This window comes from Weissella sp. LMG 11983 (genome assembly GCF_025908495.1).
Taxonomy (GTDB): domain Bacteria; phylum Bacillota; class Bacilli; order Lactobacillales; family Lactobacillaceae; genus Weissella; species Weissella fermenti.
In genome coordinates this window covers 1,437,839-1,457,273 of the sequence record NZ_JAOZFD010000001.1, presented here as the reverse complement: position 1 = coordinate 1,457,273, position 19,435 = coordinate 1,437,839, and the positions used below count along the sequence as shown (strand labels likewise).

Below are 19,435 nucleotides of genomic sequence, written 5' to 3'. Positions count from 1 at the left end.
TTAACCTCTTTACTTATTAGTGATGCAAGTTAAACTCTGCAATCAACAATTCCATTGCGTCATCAAATGACTTGGCCGTAACCGTACGATTATCAGCAAAACGCACCGTCAAAGGTGACGTTGACTCATCAATCGTACCCAAACGAACCTTGTTTACCTTCACTTCTGAAAGGTTATCTCCCAAATCATTAATTTCAACTGAAACAGGCTTATTATTACGTGACATAATTACTTTCCTTGTACTCCGTGCATGTGTTCTAGCAACTTTCCAGCCCCAACGGCAACATTGTCCAATGGGCTTTCTGAAATCATAACAGGTACACCAAGGTGTCCTGAAATCAACTTGTCCATCCCGCGTAGCAACGCACCACCACCGGTCAAAACAATACCGCGGTCGATAATGTCAGCAGCCAATTCTGGTTGGATAACTGACAATACTTGGTGCGCAGCGTTAACGATTTGCGCCAACGTGTCGTGCATCGCTGCTTCAACTTCATTGGCATTCAACGTAATCGTGCGAGGCATTCCTGTGAAGTTATCACGACCACGCACGTCCATCTCTTCTGGCTCATCCAATGGCGTTGCTGTACCAATCTTAATCTTGATTTGTTCAGCTGTACGCTCACCAATTTGCAAACCGTGCTCACGCTTAACGTAACCAGCGATATCAGCATTCATCTTATCTCCGGCAACACGGATTGATTCTGAAGCCACAATATCACCCAATGACAAAACGGCGATATCTGACGTTCCACCACCCATGTCGATAACCATTGAGGCAATTGGTGAGAAGATATCCAAGCCAGCACCAATAGCCGCAACCTTTGGCTCGTACTCAAGGTACACCTTACCACCACCAGACTTTTCGGCAGCACCAATAATAGCCTTACGCTCAATTTCCGTGATGTTTGTTGGTGCGCACACCATGATGTTTGGTCGTGACATCACACCCTTGGCGTTCAACTTAGCCATGAAGTATGACAACATTGCTTCCGTCATATCAAAGTCTGAGATAACGCCATCCTTCAAAGGACGAACAGCACGAATGTTCCCAGGCGTGCGGCCAACCATTTGGTAGGCTTCGGTACCAACTGCCAAAACCTTATCCGTCTTGGTATCGATTGCAACGACTGATGGTTCGTTCAAGACGATACCTTTTCCTTCAACATAAATCAGAACGTTAGCCGTTCCCAAATCAATGCCGATTTCCTTGGCCATGATTTTCACCTCTTAAATTTTTACCGAGCAAGCTCGTTTATATTCTTTTACGTATCTATAATAGTATACAACAAAAACCGACGTCATTTGCCCTTAGTTTCTACATCAGGGTAAAATAGATGGAAAGACAATAAAAGGACGATATTCAAAATGAAATTAACCCTTAAAGAAATGGTTACGGCCCTAAACGCCAGTGTTTCAAACAATGCTGATGTCACGGTAACAAGTACAACATTCGATTCTCGCAAAGCTACTGCAGGCAGCTTGTTCATCCCATTGGTTGCTGAGAACGACGGCCACGATTATATTGCTAGCGCCATCGCAAACGGTGCAACCGCTACTCTTTGGCAAGCAGACCACGGTAATGTGCCAACAGACATTCCCGCAATCATCGTTCCAGATACGTTGGATGCCTTCCAAAAGTTAGCGGCCTACTATCTAAAGAGGGTCGCTCCAAAGATTGTGGCTATTTCAGGTTCAAACGGTAAGACAACAACAAAGGACTTCATTGCAGCCATCGGTGCAAGCACGTTCAAGACTGTTAAGACGCCCGCTAACTTCAACAACGAAATCGGCGTCCCTACGACAATTCTGTCAATGGCCGAAGACACTGAATTGTTAGTCGTTGAGTTCGGTATGGATCGTCCCGGCGACTTGACGCTACTATCAGAATTGGTTAACCCAGATATTGCTGTGTTGACGATGATTGGTGAAGCCCACATCGAATTCTTCAAGACTCGTGACCGAATTGCAGATGGCAAAATGGAAATTATCAACGGTTTGAAGCCTAATGGGTTGTTTGTCTACAACGGTGATGAACCACTACTTCGTGAACGCGCCGCACAACACGAAAATCTCCAAACGGCTACATTCGGGCTTGCACCTGAAAATGATTTGTTCGCGTCAACCATTGAAATGAACCCGGTCGAAGCAACTTTCCAAACGAATCAAACTGATGAAACATTCCGCATTCCACTAACTGGTCGTTACAACGTTTCGAATGCGCTAGCTGCCATTTCAGTTGGTCGTGCATTGGGAATTGCATATAACAAAATCCGTGAGGCCTTGGCTAACGCTCCAATCACTGAAAACCGTACCGAATGGTTAGACGGCCAATTCGGTGGCAAGATTTTGTCTGATGTCTACAACTCAAATCCAACCGCTGCTAAGGAAGTGTTGCACTTCTTCGCTGAGGCACCAACCCAAGGTCGTCGTATTGCCGTACTCGGTGATATGTTGGAGCTTGGTGAAGCCGGCCCAGCTTTGCACGCCAGCCTAGCTGACAGCCTTCAACCAGCAACTATCCAACGTGTTTACCTCGTTGGTGATATCATGGCCAGCCTTGAAGAGGCGCTAACCGCTAGCTACCCAGCAGGATCTGTAATTCGCTACGCTAAAGATAACTTGCCAACGCTGATTGATGATTTAAAGTCTGAATTAACTGCCGAGGATATCATCATGCTTAAGGGTTCTCACGGTATTCACCTTGAGAACGTGGTAGCCGCTTTGATTTAAAACTTAATTGCATAACACAAAAAGGACTATCGCGAGATGTGCGATAGCCCTTTCCTTTTTAACCGAATACTTACTCAACTTCAGGTTGTGGTTGCATCATCACTGGAAACGAGCGCTTCATCCCCAAAACCGCAACTACACCACCGATAATTCCAAAGACAACCAATGTGATTGTCGCAGCCCACACACTCATATATGGTGTGTGATTAATTAAAGCATCATAACCTTGAGCCGCATACGTCGTCGGAAGAAACTTAGCAATCGTCGCTAATGTCGCATTCAAGAATTCGCTTGGTACAATTTGGCCTGACAAAACAATTTGCGCCATGGCGACAATAACTGAAATTAGCAACCCAACCGTGCCAAACAAAACATCCAACAGTAGCGTTACAAGCATGAAGACCGTCGCAACGATGAACGTAAACAAGAAGGTTGCGAATAAGTTAGCATCAATCTTGAAAATCGCGATAACCCCTGTCATCAAGATAGCTTGCAACACCGGCAAAATGAACAACGTGCGCAAACCGGCAATCGCAGATACGTCAGCCGTCATACGACGACGACGCTCATTCATCTGAATTAGCAACGCACCAATAAACAACGCAAAGGCCAACAACGCTGGACCGAAAACTGCCTTGTAATCGGCAACTGTTAATTGACGATCAACTTGCTTTGAAGCAACTGGGCTCACAAAGTGATTGATTGTCTTCTCACCAAGATGAATTGGTTGTAACTGTTTCACACCAACTTGCAACGCATCGTTCAACGTCTTAGTTCCTGTCGTAGCAGTCTTAACACCATCGTTCAGTTGGTCATCCCCAGTCGCTAATTGTTGGGCACCCGCCCCAGCCGTATTCAATGCCTCGAGCAACGTCGGTACCTTGCCGGCCAACATGTTCACACCATCTGACAATTGACCAGCACCACCTGCTAATTGTTGGGCACCATTAGAAAGTGCCGGAGTATTAGCCTGCAATTTATTTAGACCATCAGACAATTGACTAACCCCACTAACAAGGGTTGGCGTCTGATTAACCAATTGTTGATTACCAGTCGCAACTCGACCAGCACCAGTGACGAGTTGGGCAACCGCGACATTGGCCTGTCCCAAGCCCGTATACAATGACGGCATCTTTGCGGCCAGTTGTTGTTGTCCGCCAGATAAAGTGACCAGCCCAGTTTGCACTTGCATCGCGCCGGCTGACAATTGTTGGGCTGACGTTGCCAACTTATTAGCTACTGCAACAGCCCCGTCGAGTTGCGTCGCAATTTGGCCTACTTGTGTTGAGAACTTATCAATCGCTTGCAATGCGCCGGAAGTTGCCAATTGACCGTTTGTCCCCATTTGCTGCAATGCCGGCAATAACGCTGACAACTTTGGTAACAATGGCACTAATGGCGTTAGTGCATCCCCAATTTGTTGTGCTTGGACCCCTGCATCCGTCACAGCGCCTACTTGTTGCAACGCTGTCATGTACTTGCCTTTGAACTCTGCATTACGGCTGTCACTCAAGAACGTTTGAAATTGCGGATCCGCCATCAAAGCTTTGAAAGACTCTGCCCCAGCACCTACTGTGGTCAAATCCGTTTTCAGGTTAGCCATGTTCGTCGCGATGTCGGTCTTACCAGCATCACCAAGGCTAAGCCCTTTCGTCTCTTCCGCAATTTGGCCCAAGCCGCTGTTTAATTGGTTCAAACCGGCTGTCAACTTTTGCAAGTCAGCTGCATTCGTTGCTTGCCCTTGTTTGATGGCTGTCAAACCGGCTGAAAGTTGCGTTGACAGTTGCTGTGCACCAGCTGCTAGTTGTTGATTACCGGATGCGACTTTTGTAGCACCGGCAGTGAGACTTTTTGCACCATCACCCAAAGCCACAACACCATCATTGGCTGCCTTAGCCCCTGCAACAAGCGCTGGTGTATTGGAAGCCAATTGATTCAATCCCATCGAAACTTGGTTTGAACCGCCTGCCAGTTGTTGCGTCGCTGTTGGCAAAGCACCCACGCCACTACGCAATTGGTTACCACCGTCATTCAACTGCGCAATACCAGCAGAAGCTTGGTTAATACCATTTGAGAGCGTCTCAGCCCCAGTCGCCAATTGATTTGAACCACCTTGTAATTGTGCAACACCAGCCGGCAATGCGTTTGCACCAGTTTGGATTTCTCCCAAACCACTAGCTAGCATGTGCAAATTACGATTGACTTCACCAAACCCAGAAGCTAGTTGGCCCATGCCATCATTCAATTGCTTTGTCCCAGCAGCAGCCTTGGCCGTACCATCTGACAATTGCTTAATTGACCCTAACAATTCTTTGTTGTAGGTCTTTTGGATTTCGGCAGTCACTTGCGACTTCAGCTGTTCCGTAACTGTATCGGCCAAAATGCCACCAATGTAATTTGTGTGCTTTGACACTTCATACTTGATGTTGGACGCCTTCGGTTGCGCACTGAGCGCCGTTAACGTGTTGGCCGAAAAGTCCTTAGGTAGCGTCACCGTCATCAATGTATCACCGTCAGCTAGCGCACGCTTAGCTTGTTGGGCAGACATAAATTCCCAAGCAACGCTATCATTATGGCGTAGCTTATCAACAACTTGTTGCCCAACTGCCAGCTTCGCACCATTATGCTTCACTGGTTGATCCACATTAACAACCGCCACCTTCAGCGAAGACGGTCCGCCAGCTTGCGTCGCATCCAACAGTTGGAACAAACCAAAAGCAATAACGGCTGGCACAACGACTGCCAACCCAGCAATCGTCATGTAGCGTGTCTTGCTACTCATCTTATCGAATAACATTACAGTTATTCTCCTCCTAAACTCGAAACACCCAATGGCCCTTATCATCGGGCAAAATTAGTTAACAGTAGTTAATAATTGCATAGTGTTAACAAATAAGTAAGGGCGTTAACAAATGAACACTATAGCACGGTTTGTTCAACTTGGAAATAGTAAGCAAAAAAATAAGCGTCCGAACTTTATCGTTCGGACGCTTATTGTCATTAACAATAATATTAAACTGACTTGATGTAGTTCACACCATCAGCGGCTGGGGCCTTTGACTTAGCAAAGAACACAACCAAGATTAGTACCGTAAAGACGTAAGGTGCTACCTGTAGGTAAACTGATGGCACTTGGTTCAAGACTGGCAATTGTGCCCCAACGATGGCCATTGATTGTGAGAAACCAAAGAACAAAGCTGCTGCCATGGCACCAACTGGATTCCAACGACCGAAAATCATCGCGGCCATTGACATGAATCCTTGCCCAACAATTGTTGAAGCCGAGAAGTTACCAGCGATTGATTGCGCGAACAACGCACCACCAATTCCACCAAGCACACCAGAAATCAAAACACCTGTGTAACGTAGGGCGTAAACATTCAATCCCAACGTATCAGCGGCTTGTGGGTTTTCACCAACAGAACGCAAACGCAATCCGAAGCGTGTCTTGAACAAAACCCATGACGCAACAAAGGCGATAATGATTGCGACCCACGCCGTTGAAGACGTCTTCGTAAAGAAGATCGTTCCAATAACTGGAATCTTTGATAATACTGGTACGTTCCAGTAACCAAAGTTTTCAGCAATCATTGACGTTTGACCCTTACCGTACATCAACTTGATTAAGTAAACACCCAAAGCTGGTGCCATCAAGTTCATAACCGTACCTGACACAATGTGGTCGGCACGCAACGTCACCGTTGCCACAGCGTGCAACAATGAGAAAATTAAACCAATGACCGCACCGGCTAGCAAACCAAGCCATGGTGTCAAACCACCAAATTGACCAGCGAACGTCAAGTTAAAGACAACCCCGGCGAAGGCTCCCATAATCATGGTTCCTTCCAATCCAACGTTAACAACACCGGCACGTTCTGAGAACGTACCACCCAATGCAGTGAAAATCAAAGGCGCTGAGTAAACCAACGTACTTGAAATCACCAATTGCAAGATCGTTTCCAAACTCATGATTACTCTGCCTCCTCTACTTTCTTCTCAGGTTCCTTAGGCCCCTTCATCTTCTTGGCTTTTTGCTTCGCATCGTCTTCGTCAATCTTAACCAAGATCAAACGAATCAAGTAGTTAGCAACAATAAAGAAGATAATTGAAGCCGTTACAACAGAAACCAATTCAGTTGGCACACCTGAGGCCAATGGCATTCCCAAACCACCAACTGACAAAATTGAGAACAACAAAGCGGCAAAGAAGATTCCTAGGAATGATCCTGATGCCAACAAAGCAACGGCCATACCATCGTAACCAACTTGTGGTGCGGCTGTTTGAGAGAAGATGTTTAGGTATGTTCCCAAACCTTCCGTTGCACCAGCCAAACCAGCCAACAAACCTGAAATTGTCATGGCCGTAACAGCCGTACGCTTAGCTGACATACCAGCGTAGCGCGCTGCGTCTGGGTTCAACCCAACGGCACGAATTTCAAATCCAAGCGTCGTACGCTTCATGATGAACCAAACGGCTACCAACGCAACAATGGCGATGATGAAGCCGATGTTCAAACGTGAACCACCCGTCAAGTTTGACAAGAAGTCCCAACGCAATAAATCGCTGGCGTGCAACGTGTTCGTCATATCAGTTGTCGCCATCAACTTCTTTGGCAATCCTTGCACAAAGGCATTTCCACCATACAAAGCAATGTAGTTCAACATGATTGTCGTAATAACTTCTGACGCACCGAATTGGGCACGCAACCAACCAGGCAATGCACCCATCAAAGCACCCGCAAGTGCTCCGATGATAACAGCCAACGGAATTGACAACCAAGGCGTCATTGATTGGTTAACCAAGACAAACCATGTCGAAGCAATCCAACCAACCCAAACTTGACCAGCAAGTCCGATGTTGAAAAAGCCAGCTGATTGAGCAACCAAGAATCCAGCAGCCGTCAAAATCAACGGCGTCATTGAACGAAGTACTTCACCAATATTCAATGATGAGCCCAATGCTGATTGCACCAAGCTAATGTAACCAGTAACAGGGTTAAATCCTGATACCAACATGATGATCGCACCGACCATCAATCCAAAGAAGACAGCCAAGCCTGCTACGAGACCTGTGCCGTATGAATTAATCTTATTCACCAGTCTACTCCCCCGCTAATTGCGCACGCGCTTCTGCCAATGACATACCGGCCATCAACAAACCAAGCTCGTTCTTTGACGTCTCGTTTGCATTAACGACACCAGTAATCTCACCGTGTGAGATTACAGCAATACGGTCAGCGACGTTCAAAATTTCATCCAATTCGAAACTTACCAACATAACAGCCTTACCTTCGTCACGTTGATTAATCAATTGTTGGTGAATGTATTCAATTGCACCAACGTCCAATCCACGCGTTGGTTGTGCGGCAATCACAAAGTCAGCATCTCGATCCAACTCACGGGCAATAATCGCCTTTTGTTGGTTACCACCTGACAAAGCACTTGCCGGTACCAATTCGTTAACCGTACGAACGTCGAACTTCTCAATCAATTCACGGGCGTGTGAGTTAATTTGCTCGTAGTCCAATACGCCCGCCTTTGACATTGGGGCCTTGTAGTAAGTTTGCAAAGCAATATTCTCAGCCAACGTCATATCCAATTCCAAACCAAAGCGGTGACGGTCTTCAGGAATGTGACCAACACCTGATTCAGTAATTTGGCGTGGCTTCTTGTTCGTGATGTCCTTGCCCTTCAGCGTGACCTTACCTGATGCAGTTGGCATCAAACCAGTCAACGCTGAGATGAATTCTGATTGACCATTACCGTCGATTCCGGCAATACCCACGACTTCACCAGCACGGAAATCAAGGCTCAAGTTCTTCACAACCTCAACACCACGAGCGTCCTTAACCGTCAAATCCGACACAGACAAAACCGTGTCAGTTGGGTGAGCAGGCTCCTTTTCGGTAGAGAATAGTGAAACTGAACGGCCAACCATGATGTCAGCCAATTCTTGTGATGACACACCCGCAACTGGGAATAAATCAATTGATTGTCCGCGACGGATAACCGTCACTTGATCAGCAACTGCCTTGATTTCGTCAAGCTTGTGCGTAATCAAGATAACTGACTTACCTTCTGCAGCCAAGCCCTTCAAAATCGTCATCAATTCGTCGATTTCTTGTGGCGTCAATACGGCTGTTGGCTCGTCGAAAATCAAGATGTCAGCACCACGGTACAACGTCTTCAAGATTTCTACACGTTGCTGCATACCAACTGAGATATCTCCAGCCAATGCACTTGGATCAACATCCAAACCATATTGTTCTGACAACTTCTTGATATCAGCTGCTGCCGTCTTCGTATCCAACTTCACCCCATTAACAGGCTCTGAACCCAAGATGATGTTTTCTGTAACTGTAAACGCATCAATCAACATAAAGTGTTGGTGCACCATTCCGATACCCAACTCTGCAGCCTTTGATGGGCTATCAACAATTACCTTTTCACCGTTGATCAAGATATCGCCAGCTGTTGGTTGCAACAAGCCAGACAATTGATTCATCAACGTTGACTTTCCGGCACCGTTTTCTCCCAACAACGCGTGAATTTGCCCGCGCTTGACTTGCAAATTAATGTGGTCGTTCGCACGGAACTCACCAAATTGCTTCACAATGTCGCGCATTTCAAGCACAATTGGCTCTTCTGCCATAGTCATTTCTCCCTAGAAGCTTTCTTCATTCACAAAGGTTTCTTATTTGTGAAACAATATGTTTATTTTACCTATTTTTTACTAAATTATCCACTATTTGAGAGGCTATTATTCGTCTATTAACATGTCTGTAATACTATTTCGAGATAAGTTAATGGTCGTAAAAAGAAAAACAGGAACCTTCTTTAGAAAGCCCCCATTTTAGTTCGTTTTTTAAACGTTTTACTTCATAGTGCTTGGCACAGTAACTTCGCCTGACTTGATAGCTTCTTCAGCCTTCTCGACAGCTGCCTTTTCTTCGGCATCCAAGTTCTTCTTAGTGATAGCAACACCACCATCCTTCAAACCGTAAACTACCGTCTTACCACCAGGGAATTCACCCTTCATTGATTGGTTAGCAACCTTAACGATTGAGCTAGCGATTTCCTTGATAGCTGACGTCAACGTGAAGTTGTCTGACTTGCCATCCTTAGTCTTGTAGTTACCTTGGTCGTTTTGGTCCATGTCAACACCGATAACCCAAGCCTTATCCTTTGATCCAAACTCTAGATCCGTGTTGATGTCCTTAGCAGCCGTGAACACTGCGTTTCCGGCAGGTCCAGCAGCTTGGAAGATAACGTGTGCACCTGACGTGTAGATAGCGCTGGCAATCGTCTTAGCCTTTGCCGTATCCGTAAATGACTCAACGAATTGTGCATCAACCGTCATGTTAGGATCAACTGACTTAACACCCGCAATGTATCCAGCTTCAAATGATTGGATAACAACTGAGTTCATACCACCGATGAAACCAACCTTTGAGTCACCCAACTCCTTAGCCTTCGTTGCTGCGGCAACACCAGCCAAGTATGATGCTTCTTGTTGCTTGTAAGTCAATGATGCAACGTTCTTGTATTGCTTCTTAGCAACATCGTCAATCAAAACGTAGTCCGTCTTTGGGTTTTGCTTAGCTGATGCAACCAACGCATCGTTTGTTGCGTAACCAACACCAATCAACATGTTGTATCCAGCTGATACACCTTGTTGGAAGTTTGTTGCGAAGTCAGCGTTAGTCTTTGAAGCAAAGTAGTCGTAACCGTTCTTACCCTTTTGAAGGTTGTGTGACTTACCCCACTCGCTAACACCGTTCCAAGCAGACTCGTTAAATGACTTATCGTCAACACCACCAACGTCAGTCACCATTGCGACTGAAAAGTTCTTCTTTGAATCTGAGTTGTTGTTGTTCATTGCTGCGACACCAACACCAGCTGCAACGACAACCACAACACCACCGATAATCAAGTTACGACGTGAAACCATGTCTCATTTCCTCCAAAAGTACGATTTGTACTGTTCCTAGTAATTCCCATGCCTAGTTAACAAACGTTTTTCTTGTTAACCTGACTTGCCTTGACTAGTATATAAGGTTCGCTTAATAAAAACAATGAAGAAAGTGTGAATTTCGTTCGTTTAACCCGTTTTTTGTTAAACGTTTAACCAATTCAACGGCGTTTTATACACCGAAACACGAACAAAAACAGCATTTTTATTCACATTGTTTTTGGTAAAAACGTTTTACTTGGTTTTGATAACTTGGTTAAACCCCCTATTTTCGTCACGCTTTTTTCTTTACAAAACAGTTACAAAATAAAAGGACCGAGTTAACTCGGTCCTTTCGTCTTTAATTTAGAAGTTTTGATCAAACTCAGATCCTTCAGGGTGGTTAGGCACCTTGATATCACCAGCAATAATGGCCTTCTTCGCCTTCGCAACAGCAGCCTTTTCATCAGCTGACATGTACTTAGTTGGCGCTGCAACGCCACCTTCCTTCAAGCCATATGCAACAACCGTCCCACCTGGGAAGTTACCCTTCATGGCCTTGTTAGCAACCAACTCAAGTCCACGACCAACACCAGTAATTGATGACGTTAACGTGAAGTTAGACTTTTTACCATCCTTGGCCTTGTATGCACCCATGTCTGATTGGTCCATATCAACACCGATGACCCAAACCTTATCCTTTGAATCAGCCGTCAACGTTTGGTTGTTGTCCTTTGCGGCAGTAAAGACACCGTTACCAACGGTACCAGCCGCTTGGAAAATCACCTTTTCGCCCTTAGCCATCATCGCCTTGGCGATCGTCTGACCCTTAGCGGCGTCTGTAAATGAAATCCGCATATTGCACATCAACATTCATGTTCGGATCAACTGACTTTACACCAGCCGTATAGCCAGCTTCAAAGGCATCAATGATATTACCGTGCATACCACCAATGAAACCAACAGATGAACCACCAAGATCCTTTGTCTTCGTTGCTGCTGCCACACCAGCCAAGTATGATGATTGCTCTGAACGGAACATCAATGAAACAACATTCTTTGTCTTCTTCGTATCAACATCATCAACCAACACAAATTCAGTCTTTGGGTTCTTCTTCGCTGCGTTAATCGTTGCGTCATGCAAAGCGTAGCCGATACCTGCTACCAAATCATACTTACCATTAATGGCTTGTTGGAAGTTCGGTGCAAAATCAGCTTGCGTGTCAGATTGGAAATAGTTGTAGCCATTTTGGCCCTTTTCAAGACCGTGTGACTTACCCCACTTTTGAACGCCTTCCCAAGCAGATTGGTTAAATGACTTGTCATCAACACCACCGACGTCAGTCACCATCGCTACCGTAAAGTTCTTCTTTGCGTCGTCACTCTTATTACCAATAACCGAAAACGCTGCAATACCCGCAACTGCGACGACAGCAATGCCACCCGCAATCATCAATCGACGTGAAACCATGTTTATATTACCCCTCAAATTTAAATCATCCGTTTTACGACCAACTGTCGCAAAACCACTTGATATATAATACGAACTTTAACCAGATAAAGCAACCGTTATTTTTCGTGTTTAGATACCATATAGCCATTAACTTACGTATTATAAATTCGAAATCTCTTTATTAACGAACTTAAATCTTCATTTTAAATTGAACGTCAGCAAAATGCCATTTTTTCCAATCAATGAACTTGTTCACCCCGCAAAATGGCGAACATAATTAATGGCCAAGCTTTTTCAAAAAACTCGGCCATTTCACTCACCATTATTTAGAATTGTTGATTGAATTTTGATCCCGCCGGGTGGTTAGGCACCTTGATTTTACCTGAAACGATATCATCCTTCGCCTTTTCAACCGCAGCCTTTTCATCGCTAGTCATATTCTTAGTTGGCGTTGCCACACCACCTTCTTTCAAACCATAAGCAACTGTCTTGCCACCAGGGAAATCGCCCTTCATCGCCTTATTAGCAACCAATTCAAGTCCACGTCCAACACCAGTGATTGAAGAAGTTAACGTGAAGTTAGCCTTTTTACCATCCTTCGATGTGTAAGCACCCATATCTGATTGATCCATGTCGACCCCGATTACCCAGACCTTATCCTTTAAATCGGCAGCTAGTTGTTGATTGGTATCCTTGGCTGAGGTGAAGACACCGTTACCAACGGCACCGGCTGCCTGGAAAATCACCTTCTCACCCTTAGCAATCATGGCATTCGTGATTGTCTGCCCCTTAGCTGCATCGGTAAACGAGTCAGCGTATTGCACATCAACCTTAATGTTCTTATCTACTGATTGCACACCGGCAACATACCCAGCTTCAAAAGCATCGACAATATTACCGTGCATACCACCAACGAAACCAACTGTATCTGAACCCAAATCCTTGGCCTTTGTCGCAGCGGCAACCCCTGCCAAATATGATGATTGTTCTGAACGGAACATCACTGATGCCACATTCTTTGTCTTCTTCGTGTCAATATCATCCACCAACACAAAGTCCGTCTTTGGATTCTTCTTCGCTGCATTAACAGTTGCTTCGTGAAGCGAGTATCCAATACCTGCTACCATACTGTACTTAGCCGTCACGGCTTGTTGGAAGTTCGTCGCATAATCAGCTTGCGTCTTTGATTGGAAATAATTATAGCCATTCACACCCTTGGTTAACTTGTGTGACTTTCCCCACTTTTCAAGACCTTCCCAAGCTGATTGGTTGAATGACTTATCATCCACACCACCAACGTCAGTCACGATTGCGACCGTGTAATTCTTCTTCGCATTCCCAGCATCATTTCCTGACATCGCATATGCAGCGCCCCCAACGACTGCAACTGCCACAACACCACCAACTAACAACAATCGACGTGATACCATTTCAACGTCCTCCCAAAAATAACATTCTGTTGTATATAGATCTAAAATGTAACAAATCGTTACGTTCCCCGTATTTACTCAGACTATGATACGCACTACGCTAACAAAAAGCAAGCGCCTAAATCGCATTAAATTCGTAATAAGGAACGTTTAAACGCCGAAAATGGGCACCATTACTAGCGTTACAGAATAATCACGAACTTTATTAACGTTTACGTCTTTAATAATACGCAACGAATTAAAACTAACGTTATGTTATGAACGCACAAAAAAACAGCCTCCGAAGAAGCTGTTTTTGTTACTTATTATTGAAAGCCATTAAGCTCGTCATCCCCATCAGTAACCTTCTTAGTTACTTCTTGCCCATGATGACGTTGGTACTCCGCAATAACACCCATTTCACCCAAACGGTTAGCAACTGAGTATGGCAAGTTAATCTCAGACTCGAAGTACGTGTCCAAGAACGCCAATTGATCAACCGTCAAACCTGAAGACACGGCGTGTGATAGCGTCGTAATAACTTCAGCGGCAGCAGGCGCGTTCGTTGCGATTTGCGCACCGTACACAATGCCCGTGTCGTAATCATAAATGAGGGATGCCAAAATATCTGACTTCTCGCCCAATGCATGAATTGTTGCCGGCGTGTGGATATCCAAACGTTCAATTGTATCACCGACACGTTCCTTAGCGGCCGTAACCGTCAAACCTGTCTTGTAGAAGAAACGATCAAATACAGAGAATCCGATTGTACGCAGGATTGGTTGGATTTCAACATCCACTCCAGCTAGCGCATAACCGGCAACGCGCCCCATCTTAAGGGCAGCTGACATCAATGGGAAGTATTGGTCAAACTTACCATCAACAACCGCTGAATCACCAACCGCATAAATGTCAGGATTTGATGATTGCATTTTGCTGTTGACCACAATAGCCCCGTTGTCACGCATATCAACTTGACCAGCCAACAACATCGTGTTTGGTTGCAAACCAGAAGCAATTGCCATGAAGTCGAACACTTCTGATGTACCGTTATTGAAGTTTACTTCATCTTCTTGCCTTGGTTTTCAACTGAAACAACCTCTTGGTGCTTACGCAAAACCACCTTGTTGTCAGTCAATGTCTTTTCAAGATCTTCTTGCACAGTTTGGTCAAAGTAACGTGTCATCAAACGCTCTGAACGCGTCACAAACGTCACGTGAACACCGGCGTGAACCAACGCAGCGGCCAATTCCGTTGAAACCGGTCCACCACCGTAAACCAAAGCACGCTTACGGAATCCCTTGGCAAACTTGTTGATATCTTGCGCGTCTTGCTCATCCTTAACAAACACAACACGATCCAAGTCAGCCCCAACAAATGAAGGCACACGGGCTGATGAACCCAACGCGTATACCAACTTATCAAAGCTTTCTTCAATCATAGATCCATCTTCGATACGACGTGCGTAGACACGCTTCTTGGTCGCATCAATACGCTCAACCAAAACACCGGCACGGTATGTCGTGTTTGGTTGACCCTCGAAGTGCTCGAAGTTAACTTGTTCGGCACTACTTACCTTACCATTCAATGCTAGCTTGATACCAGCTGAAATAAATGGACGGTCACGCAAATTCTTTTCTAGAATGACGATTTCATCATCTTTATTTACATGTCGGAATGCATTAACCGCAGACAATCCTGCGTGTGCACCACCAATAACCACAATTTTCATATTAACTACCCTATTAGTATCTATTTTTTAAACCACAATTAACGCGTTTAGGCACGTAGCTTTTCAGGGAAAGATGCCCCAAAAACACGGTACCATTCAGATGCAAACAATGATTGGCGACGAGTGCGCTTCAACATCATTTCTGTATTCAAACGTCGTTCAATCTCGACCCATGTAATATCTGGTTCGTTCATAACCATCTCACGGGCATCAACCAACAAGTTCTTATCAACAAACTTTGCATCCAAAGCAACCTCATCCAAAAATGGCGCAGATAGCAATGATCTGATTTCCATATCCATACGCTTGATTTGTGTGTCCATTGGTTGCAAGCGTTTTTGCACCCACTTGCGCTTCGAGAACAAATCACGATTCAAAACCGAATAGTAAATCAACAAGTACAAAGTTATAAAAAAGGCCAATGCCGTAGCACCAACATAGATGATAATCTTATCAATCGGCAAGATTGGTAATCCAAAGAATGCAAGAACTGCCGCTAAAGCAGTCAATACAAACGAGAGGATAAACGTCATCGTATTTTTGAGTTGTCCTAATCGGACGCGTCGCTCAGCACGAAGTCGACGTCGACGGGATGATAAACGGGTTAACGTGTCGTTTAATTGTCGCAAATGTTCCAATAAAACGAGCTTGTCGTCCTTATCCATATGACTCAATATCCTGTTCTCTAAAAATTAACCTTACTTGCATTAGTATAATCCGATTAAAATTAAAAAACCACGAAAAAGCCCCTTTTCCCTTACAAAAAATACGCTTCACTATAATACGACAAAGTACGCTAAAATAATAGTATGGAATTATCAAAAGAAATCCTTGTCCAAGAACAAGAAGCATTAAAAATTGCCAAACTCCTAGCCAACGATTTGCGTTTGCAAATTCTTTGCCTACTACAAGAGAACGGCGCAGCTACCGTCACCGAGATTATGAACGCGCTCCACGCAGAACAATCTCGCGTTTCTCACCAACTATCTGAGTTACGTGAATATCAGATGATTTCCGCCACGCGTTCAGGTCGCCAAATTACATACGCCCTTACCGATCCACACATGATGGAATTACTCAACGATTTGCTCGAACACGCAAATCACGTGCGCTTGCATCGTGAACACGGGGGCATCTAAAAAAACGTGACGATTCAGTTACGTTTTTTTAGTATATTTGCGTATAATAAAATCAATATACTTCTAAGGAGTTCTCATGAAAGAATTTAAAAGCTTTATTCTCCGTGAAGACGTGCAAAAGTTCATCGCTCTTGGCGTCATTGTTTTAATCATCGCTTTACTCCATGACTTGATTAGCGTCGTATTACTAACGGCCATCCTTGGATTTTTAGCCGTTAAATCTGCTAATCGTGTGTCACGTTGGACGAAAATCCCTTATGGCTTCTCCGTCCTGATCGTTTACTTATTAGCGATTTTCGTTTTTGTGTTCGCCATGATTTATATCGTGCCAACACTGATTAACCAATTCGCAGTTATTCCAGACGAAATTATGAAACTCATCAAGAAGTACCCGGTTATTAAGGAATACTTTGATGATACGTATAAGAAGCTCAACCTGCTTAGTGAGATAACTGATAACTGGAAGTCACTATTAGCTAGTGGTATCAATACGATTTCAACAGTTGGTACCGTCTTGTCTCGTATCGTTTTGTCAATCTTCATGAGTTTCGTACTTGCAATTACTTGGCAACGCATTCGAATTTTCGGTACACAATTCTTACACTCTGATTACCCTAAGTTCTTCAAGCGCATTTACGACCTTGGCCGTACGTTCATTTTGATTTTGGGTAGCGTCATTGAGGTGCAATTGCTCATCGCCTTTATCAACACGATTTTGATGATGATTGGATTAAGCATCCTTGGCGTACCAAGTGTGATGGTCATGGGGTTGATGATTTTCATCCTTGGTTTGATTCCAATCGCCGGTGTGATTATTTCATTACTACCATTGAGTGTGATGTCATTCGCTGCCCTTGGTTGGGTTGGTATGGTTGAAGTTTGGATTATGATTGCATTGATTCACATGTTCGAGTCATACTTCCTCCACCCACGTTTGATGGCAAGTCGCACTGAACTACCAGTCTTCCTCACGTTTGCAACGATTATCGTGATGGAACATTTGCTTGGTGCATGGGGCTTGATTATTGGTGTGCCAATTGTGGCCTTCATCCTCGCTATTCTAGGCGTACAAGATGCAAGCATTAGCAAACACGTCAAAGATGATAAAGTCGTCGCCGAAAAAGATTAATTAACGCAAAAACGCTAGTGAACACAATCAGTTCACTAGCGTTTTTCTGTATCGTTTTAAATTCCAAATGTACCACCATGCACTTCAGTGACATTTGTTGTGACAATAAAGGCATCTTGATCAATATCGTGAATCAAACGTAGCATGTGGCCATAATTGGCGTTGTCGACCATGACCATCAGCATTTCCTTATTATTGTCTGTAAAGCCCCCACGGACATCAAAAACCGTTAAACTGTGATCTTCACTGAGTAACATTTCTTGAATGTCTGATAGCTTATCATTACTCATAATCGTTACTTGATGTTTCAAATCTAAACCAGTCTCAATATAGCGCATCACCATTGACGTAATCACCAACGAAAACGCAGCCAAAAAGAAAGCGTTCGTACCAGAAACAAACAAGTTAAACACAGTCACCACCATATCGATGGCTAACAAAGAAACGGCCGTATTAATTTTAAAATACTTTTTCAAAATCATTGGTGGTACCGTCGTCCCACCACTTGATGCTTCAAAGCGATATAAAATGGCAATTCCCGATGCGAATACTGCCCCACCAATAATTACGGCAAGGACAGCATCCTCAACGACTTTATGACTTGGTGTAATGTACATTAATACCGGTAACAAAAAACTACCAAATGCAATATTTCGCACCGTCGAACGGTCCAAGAATATAGCTGCCAATATAATCATGGCGATATTAATAATCAGCACCGTCAAAGCACGGTTAATGCCAAACGCTGCATCCAGCAAAATGGCCACACCGGTTGCGCCACCAGCGGCGACGTTAATCGGTGCGTAGAAAAAGTTAATCGAAAGCGCGATAATTTCCAGCGCCACTACAAGAGATAGCGCTCGAAACCAGCCCTGTTGACTCAATCGTTTGTTCATAATGGGTCTCCTTATGGGTTGGAAAGGTATTTAAGTTATATAACTAGCATAACATTTTCATGCAATCGATGTGTGCCATTTTTTTAAACTTCTCTAATTGGTTTCTTCGAACCACTCGTCAATCAACCGTTCACGCAAGGGAATTAGTAACTCCCCCGCCTTTTGACCGGCAGGCTGACCGTCAATTTCAACAACTCGCCCAACAAACAGCACTGAGCTGGTGATGAAAATTTCATCAGCTGTCAGCAGCTCTTCCTTGGTAAACGCGCGTTCTTCAATCGGCATTCCCAATTCACGGGCGTGTTGCAGCAAGTGAACACAAGCAATCCCAGGTAAAATCAGTTTGTCGGTCGGTGCCGTTACTAACTTACCGTCCTTAATCATGTGCACATTGGTATGTGAACCCTCGGTGACACGCGTTGAACCATCAGCGCAGATACGATAGTAGACCGTTTCATCCAGTCCTGCTTCAGCTGCGCGTTGTGCTGAAAGGACATTTGGCAACAAGTTCAATGTCTTAACTTGAGCCATATAAGAGCGGATATCTTCTTCCGTTTGAATACGGAAGTCGCGGGTTTGCGCTTCTCGCGTCACAGTCATCGGTGTGATTGTCACGAACAAATTGGGCTTCGCGTCTCTTGGAAATGAATGATGACGTGCCCCACTACCGCGAGTCACTTGCCAGTAAACCATGTAGGTCTCATCGGACACCTTGCTAGATAAACGATTGAGCAAAGTCGCCAATTCATCTTTGGTGAAATCAGGCGTAATCATGACAGCGTCCATACTACGCCAAAACCGATCCAGATGTTCATCTAACGAAAACAACTTATGATGGCGCACAACCGTCGCGTCATACACCCCATCCCCAAAGTAATACCCGCGGTCCGTTGCTGGAATCATCATATCTTCCAGTAGCGACTCCTTGCCGTTGTAATAGGCAATATTATCCATTTTCAACACCCCCGCAATACTTTCTAATCATTTACTCATA

Annotated in this window: 16 protein-coding genes and 1 pseudogene; 3 read left to right on the top strand and 14 right to left on the bottom strand. The window is 44.6% G+C overall.

The genetic code is table 11. The features are described 5' to 3' along the window. Positions 1-16: 16 nt before the first annotated feature. Positions 17-226, bottom strand: coding sequence for a DUF2969 family protein (locus tag OIT45_RS07310; protein ID WP_003607770.1), 210 nt, complete (start codon positions 224-226; stop codon positions 17-19). A 2-nt stretch (positions 227-228) separates the two neighbouring features. Continuing rightward, positions 229-1,218, bottom strand: a complete 990-nt coding sequence (locus tag OIT45_RS07305) for a rod shape-determining protein (RefSeq protein WP_135798398.1) — start codon at positions 1,216-1,218, stop codon at positions 229-231. Positions 1,219-1,368: 150 nt separating this feature from the next. On the opposite strand from OIT45_RS07305, the gene OIT45_RS07300 reads away from it, so the two are divergent. After that, the gene (locus tag OIT45_RS07300) at positions 1,369-2,733 is read left to right on the top strand and encodes a UDP-N-acetylmuramoyl-tripeptide--D-alanyl-D-alanine ligase (protein ID WP_199404540.1); all 1,365 of its coding nucleotides are present in this window, start codon (positions 1,369-1,371) and stop codon (positions 2,731-2,733) included. Positions 2,734-2,803: 70 nt separating this feature from the next. Here OIT45_RS07300 and OIT45_RS07295 read toward each other — a convergent pair whose 3' ends face one another. From OIT45_RS07295 to OIT45_RS07250, 10 genes and pseudogenes are all read right to left on the bottom strand, one after another. After that, positions 2,804-5,530, bottom strand: coding sequence for a YhgE/Pip domain-containing protein (locus OIT45_RS07295; protein WP_199404539.1), 2,727 nt, complete (start codon positions 5,528-5,530; stop codon positions 2,804-2,806). A gap of 215 nt (positions 5,531-5,745) precedes the next feature. Further along, positions 5,746-6,702: an ABC transporter permease gene (locus OIT45_RS07290; protein ID WP_003607775.1), complete on the bottom strand. Its 957-nt coding sequence runs from the start codon at positions 6,700-6,702 to the stop codon at positions 5,746-5,748. A gap of 2 nt (positions 6,703-6,704) precedes the next feature. After that, complete coding sequence (locus OIT45_RS07285) at positions 6,705-7,829, bottom strand: ABC transporter permease (protein ID WP_264330056.1); 1,125 nt, start codon at positions 7,827-7,829, stop codon at positions 6,705-6,707. Between the two features lie 4 nt (positions 7,830-7,833). After that, positions 7,834-9,384, bottom strand: a complete 1,551-nt coding sequence (locus OIT45_RS07280; RefSeq protein ID WP_264339962.1) for an ABC transporter ATP-binding protein — start codon at positions 9,382-9,384, stop codon at positions 7,834-7,836. Between the two features lie 222 nt (positions 9,385-9,606). After that, positions 9,607-10,683, bottom strand: coding sequence for a BMP family lipoprotein (locus OIT45_RS07275; RefSeq protein WP_199404537.1), 1,077 nt, complete (start codon positions 10,681-10,683; stop codon positions 9,607-9,609). A gap of 366 nt (positions 10,684-11,049) precedes the next feature. Continuing rightward, positions 11,050-12,154, bottom strand: a pseudogene (locus tag OIT45_RS07270) (BMP family lipoprotein). Between the two features lie 308 nt (positions 12,155-12,462). Beyond that, positions 12,463-13,566 (bottom strand): BMP family lipoprotein, encoded by a 1,104-nt coding sequence (locus OIT45_RS07265; protein ID WP_264339961.1) that lies wholly within the window; start codon positions 13,564-13,566, stop codon positions 12,463-12,465. A 305-nt stretch (positions 13,567-13,871) separates the two neighbouring features. Further along, positions 13,872-14,570, bottom strand: coding sequence for an FAD-dependent oxidoreductase (locus OIT45_RS07260; protein WP_264339960.1), 699 nt, complete (start codon positions 14,568-14,570; stop codon positions 13,872-13,874). A gap of 35 nt (positions 14,571-14,605) precedes the next feature. Then, on the bottom strand, positions 14,606-15,277 hold the full coding sequence (locus OIT45_RS07255) for an FAD-dependent oxidoreductase (protein ID WP_264339959.1): 672 nt from the start codon (positions 15,275-15,277) through the stop codon (positions 14,606-14,608). Between the two features lie 47 nt (positions 15,278-15,324). Next, on the bottom strand, positions 15,325-15,942 hold the full coding sequence (locus OIT45_RS07250) for a hypothetical protein (RefSeq protein WP_135798406.1): 618 nt from the start codon (positions 15,940-15,942) through the stop codon (positions 15,325-15,327). Between the two features lie 144 nt (positions 15,943-16,086). Between OIT45_RS07250 and OIT45_RS07245 the strand changes: the two genes are divergently transcribed. Both OIT45_RS07245 and OIT45_RS07240 read left to right on the top strand, forming a co-directional pair. Beyond that, positions 16,087-16,416, top strand: coding sequence for an ArsR/SmtB family transcription factor (locus OIT45_RS07245; protein WP_003607784.1), 330 nt, complete (start codon positions 16,087-16,089; stop codon positions 16,414-16,416). 76 nt (positions 16,417-16,492) lie between these two features. Then, positions 16,493-17,545 carry an AI-2E family transporter gene (locus OIT45_RS07240; RefSeq protein WP_199404533.1) on the top strand — a complete coding sequence of 351 codons (1,053 nt, stop codon included), beginning with the start codon at positions 16,493-16,495 and terminating at the stop codon, positions 17,543-17,545. Between the two features lie 56 nt (positions 17,546-17,601). Here the strand turns inward: OIT45_RS07240 and OIT45_RS07235 are convergent, their stop codons facing one another. Further along, the gene (locus OIT45_RS07235; protein WP_135798409.1) at positions 17,602-18,441 is read right to left on the bottom strand and encodes a YitT family protein; all 840 of its coding nucleotides are present in this window, start codon (positions 18,439-18,441) and stop codon (positions 17,602-17,604) included. A 93-nt stretch (positions 18,442-18,534) separates the two neighbouring features. After that, complete coding sequence (locus tag OIT45_RS07230; protein WP_199404532.1) at positions 18,535-19,395, bottom strand: aminotransferase class IV; 861 nt, start codon at positions 19,393-19,395, stop codon at positions 18,535-18,537. Positions 19,396-19,435: the final 40 nt, after the last annotated feature.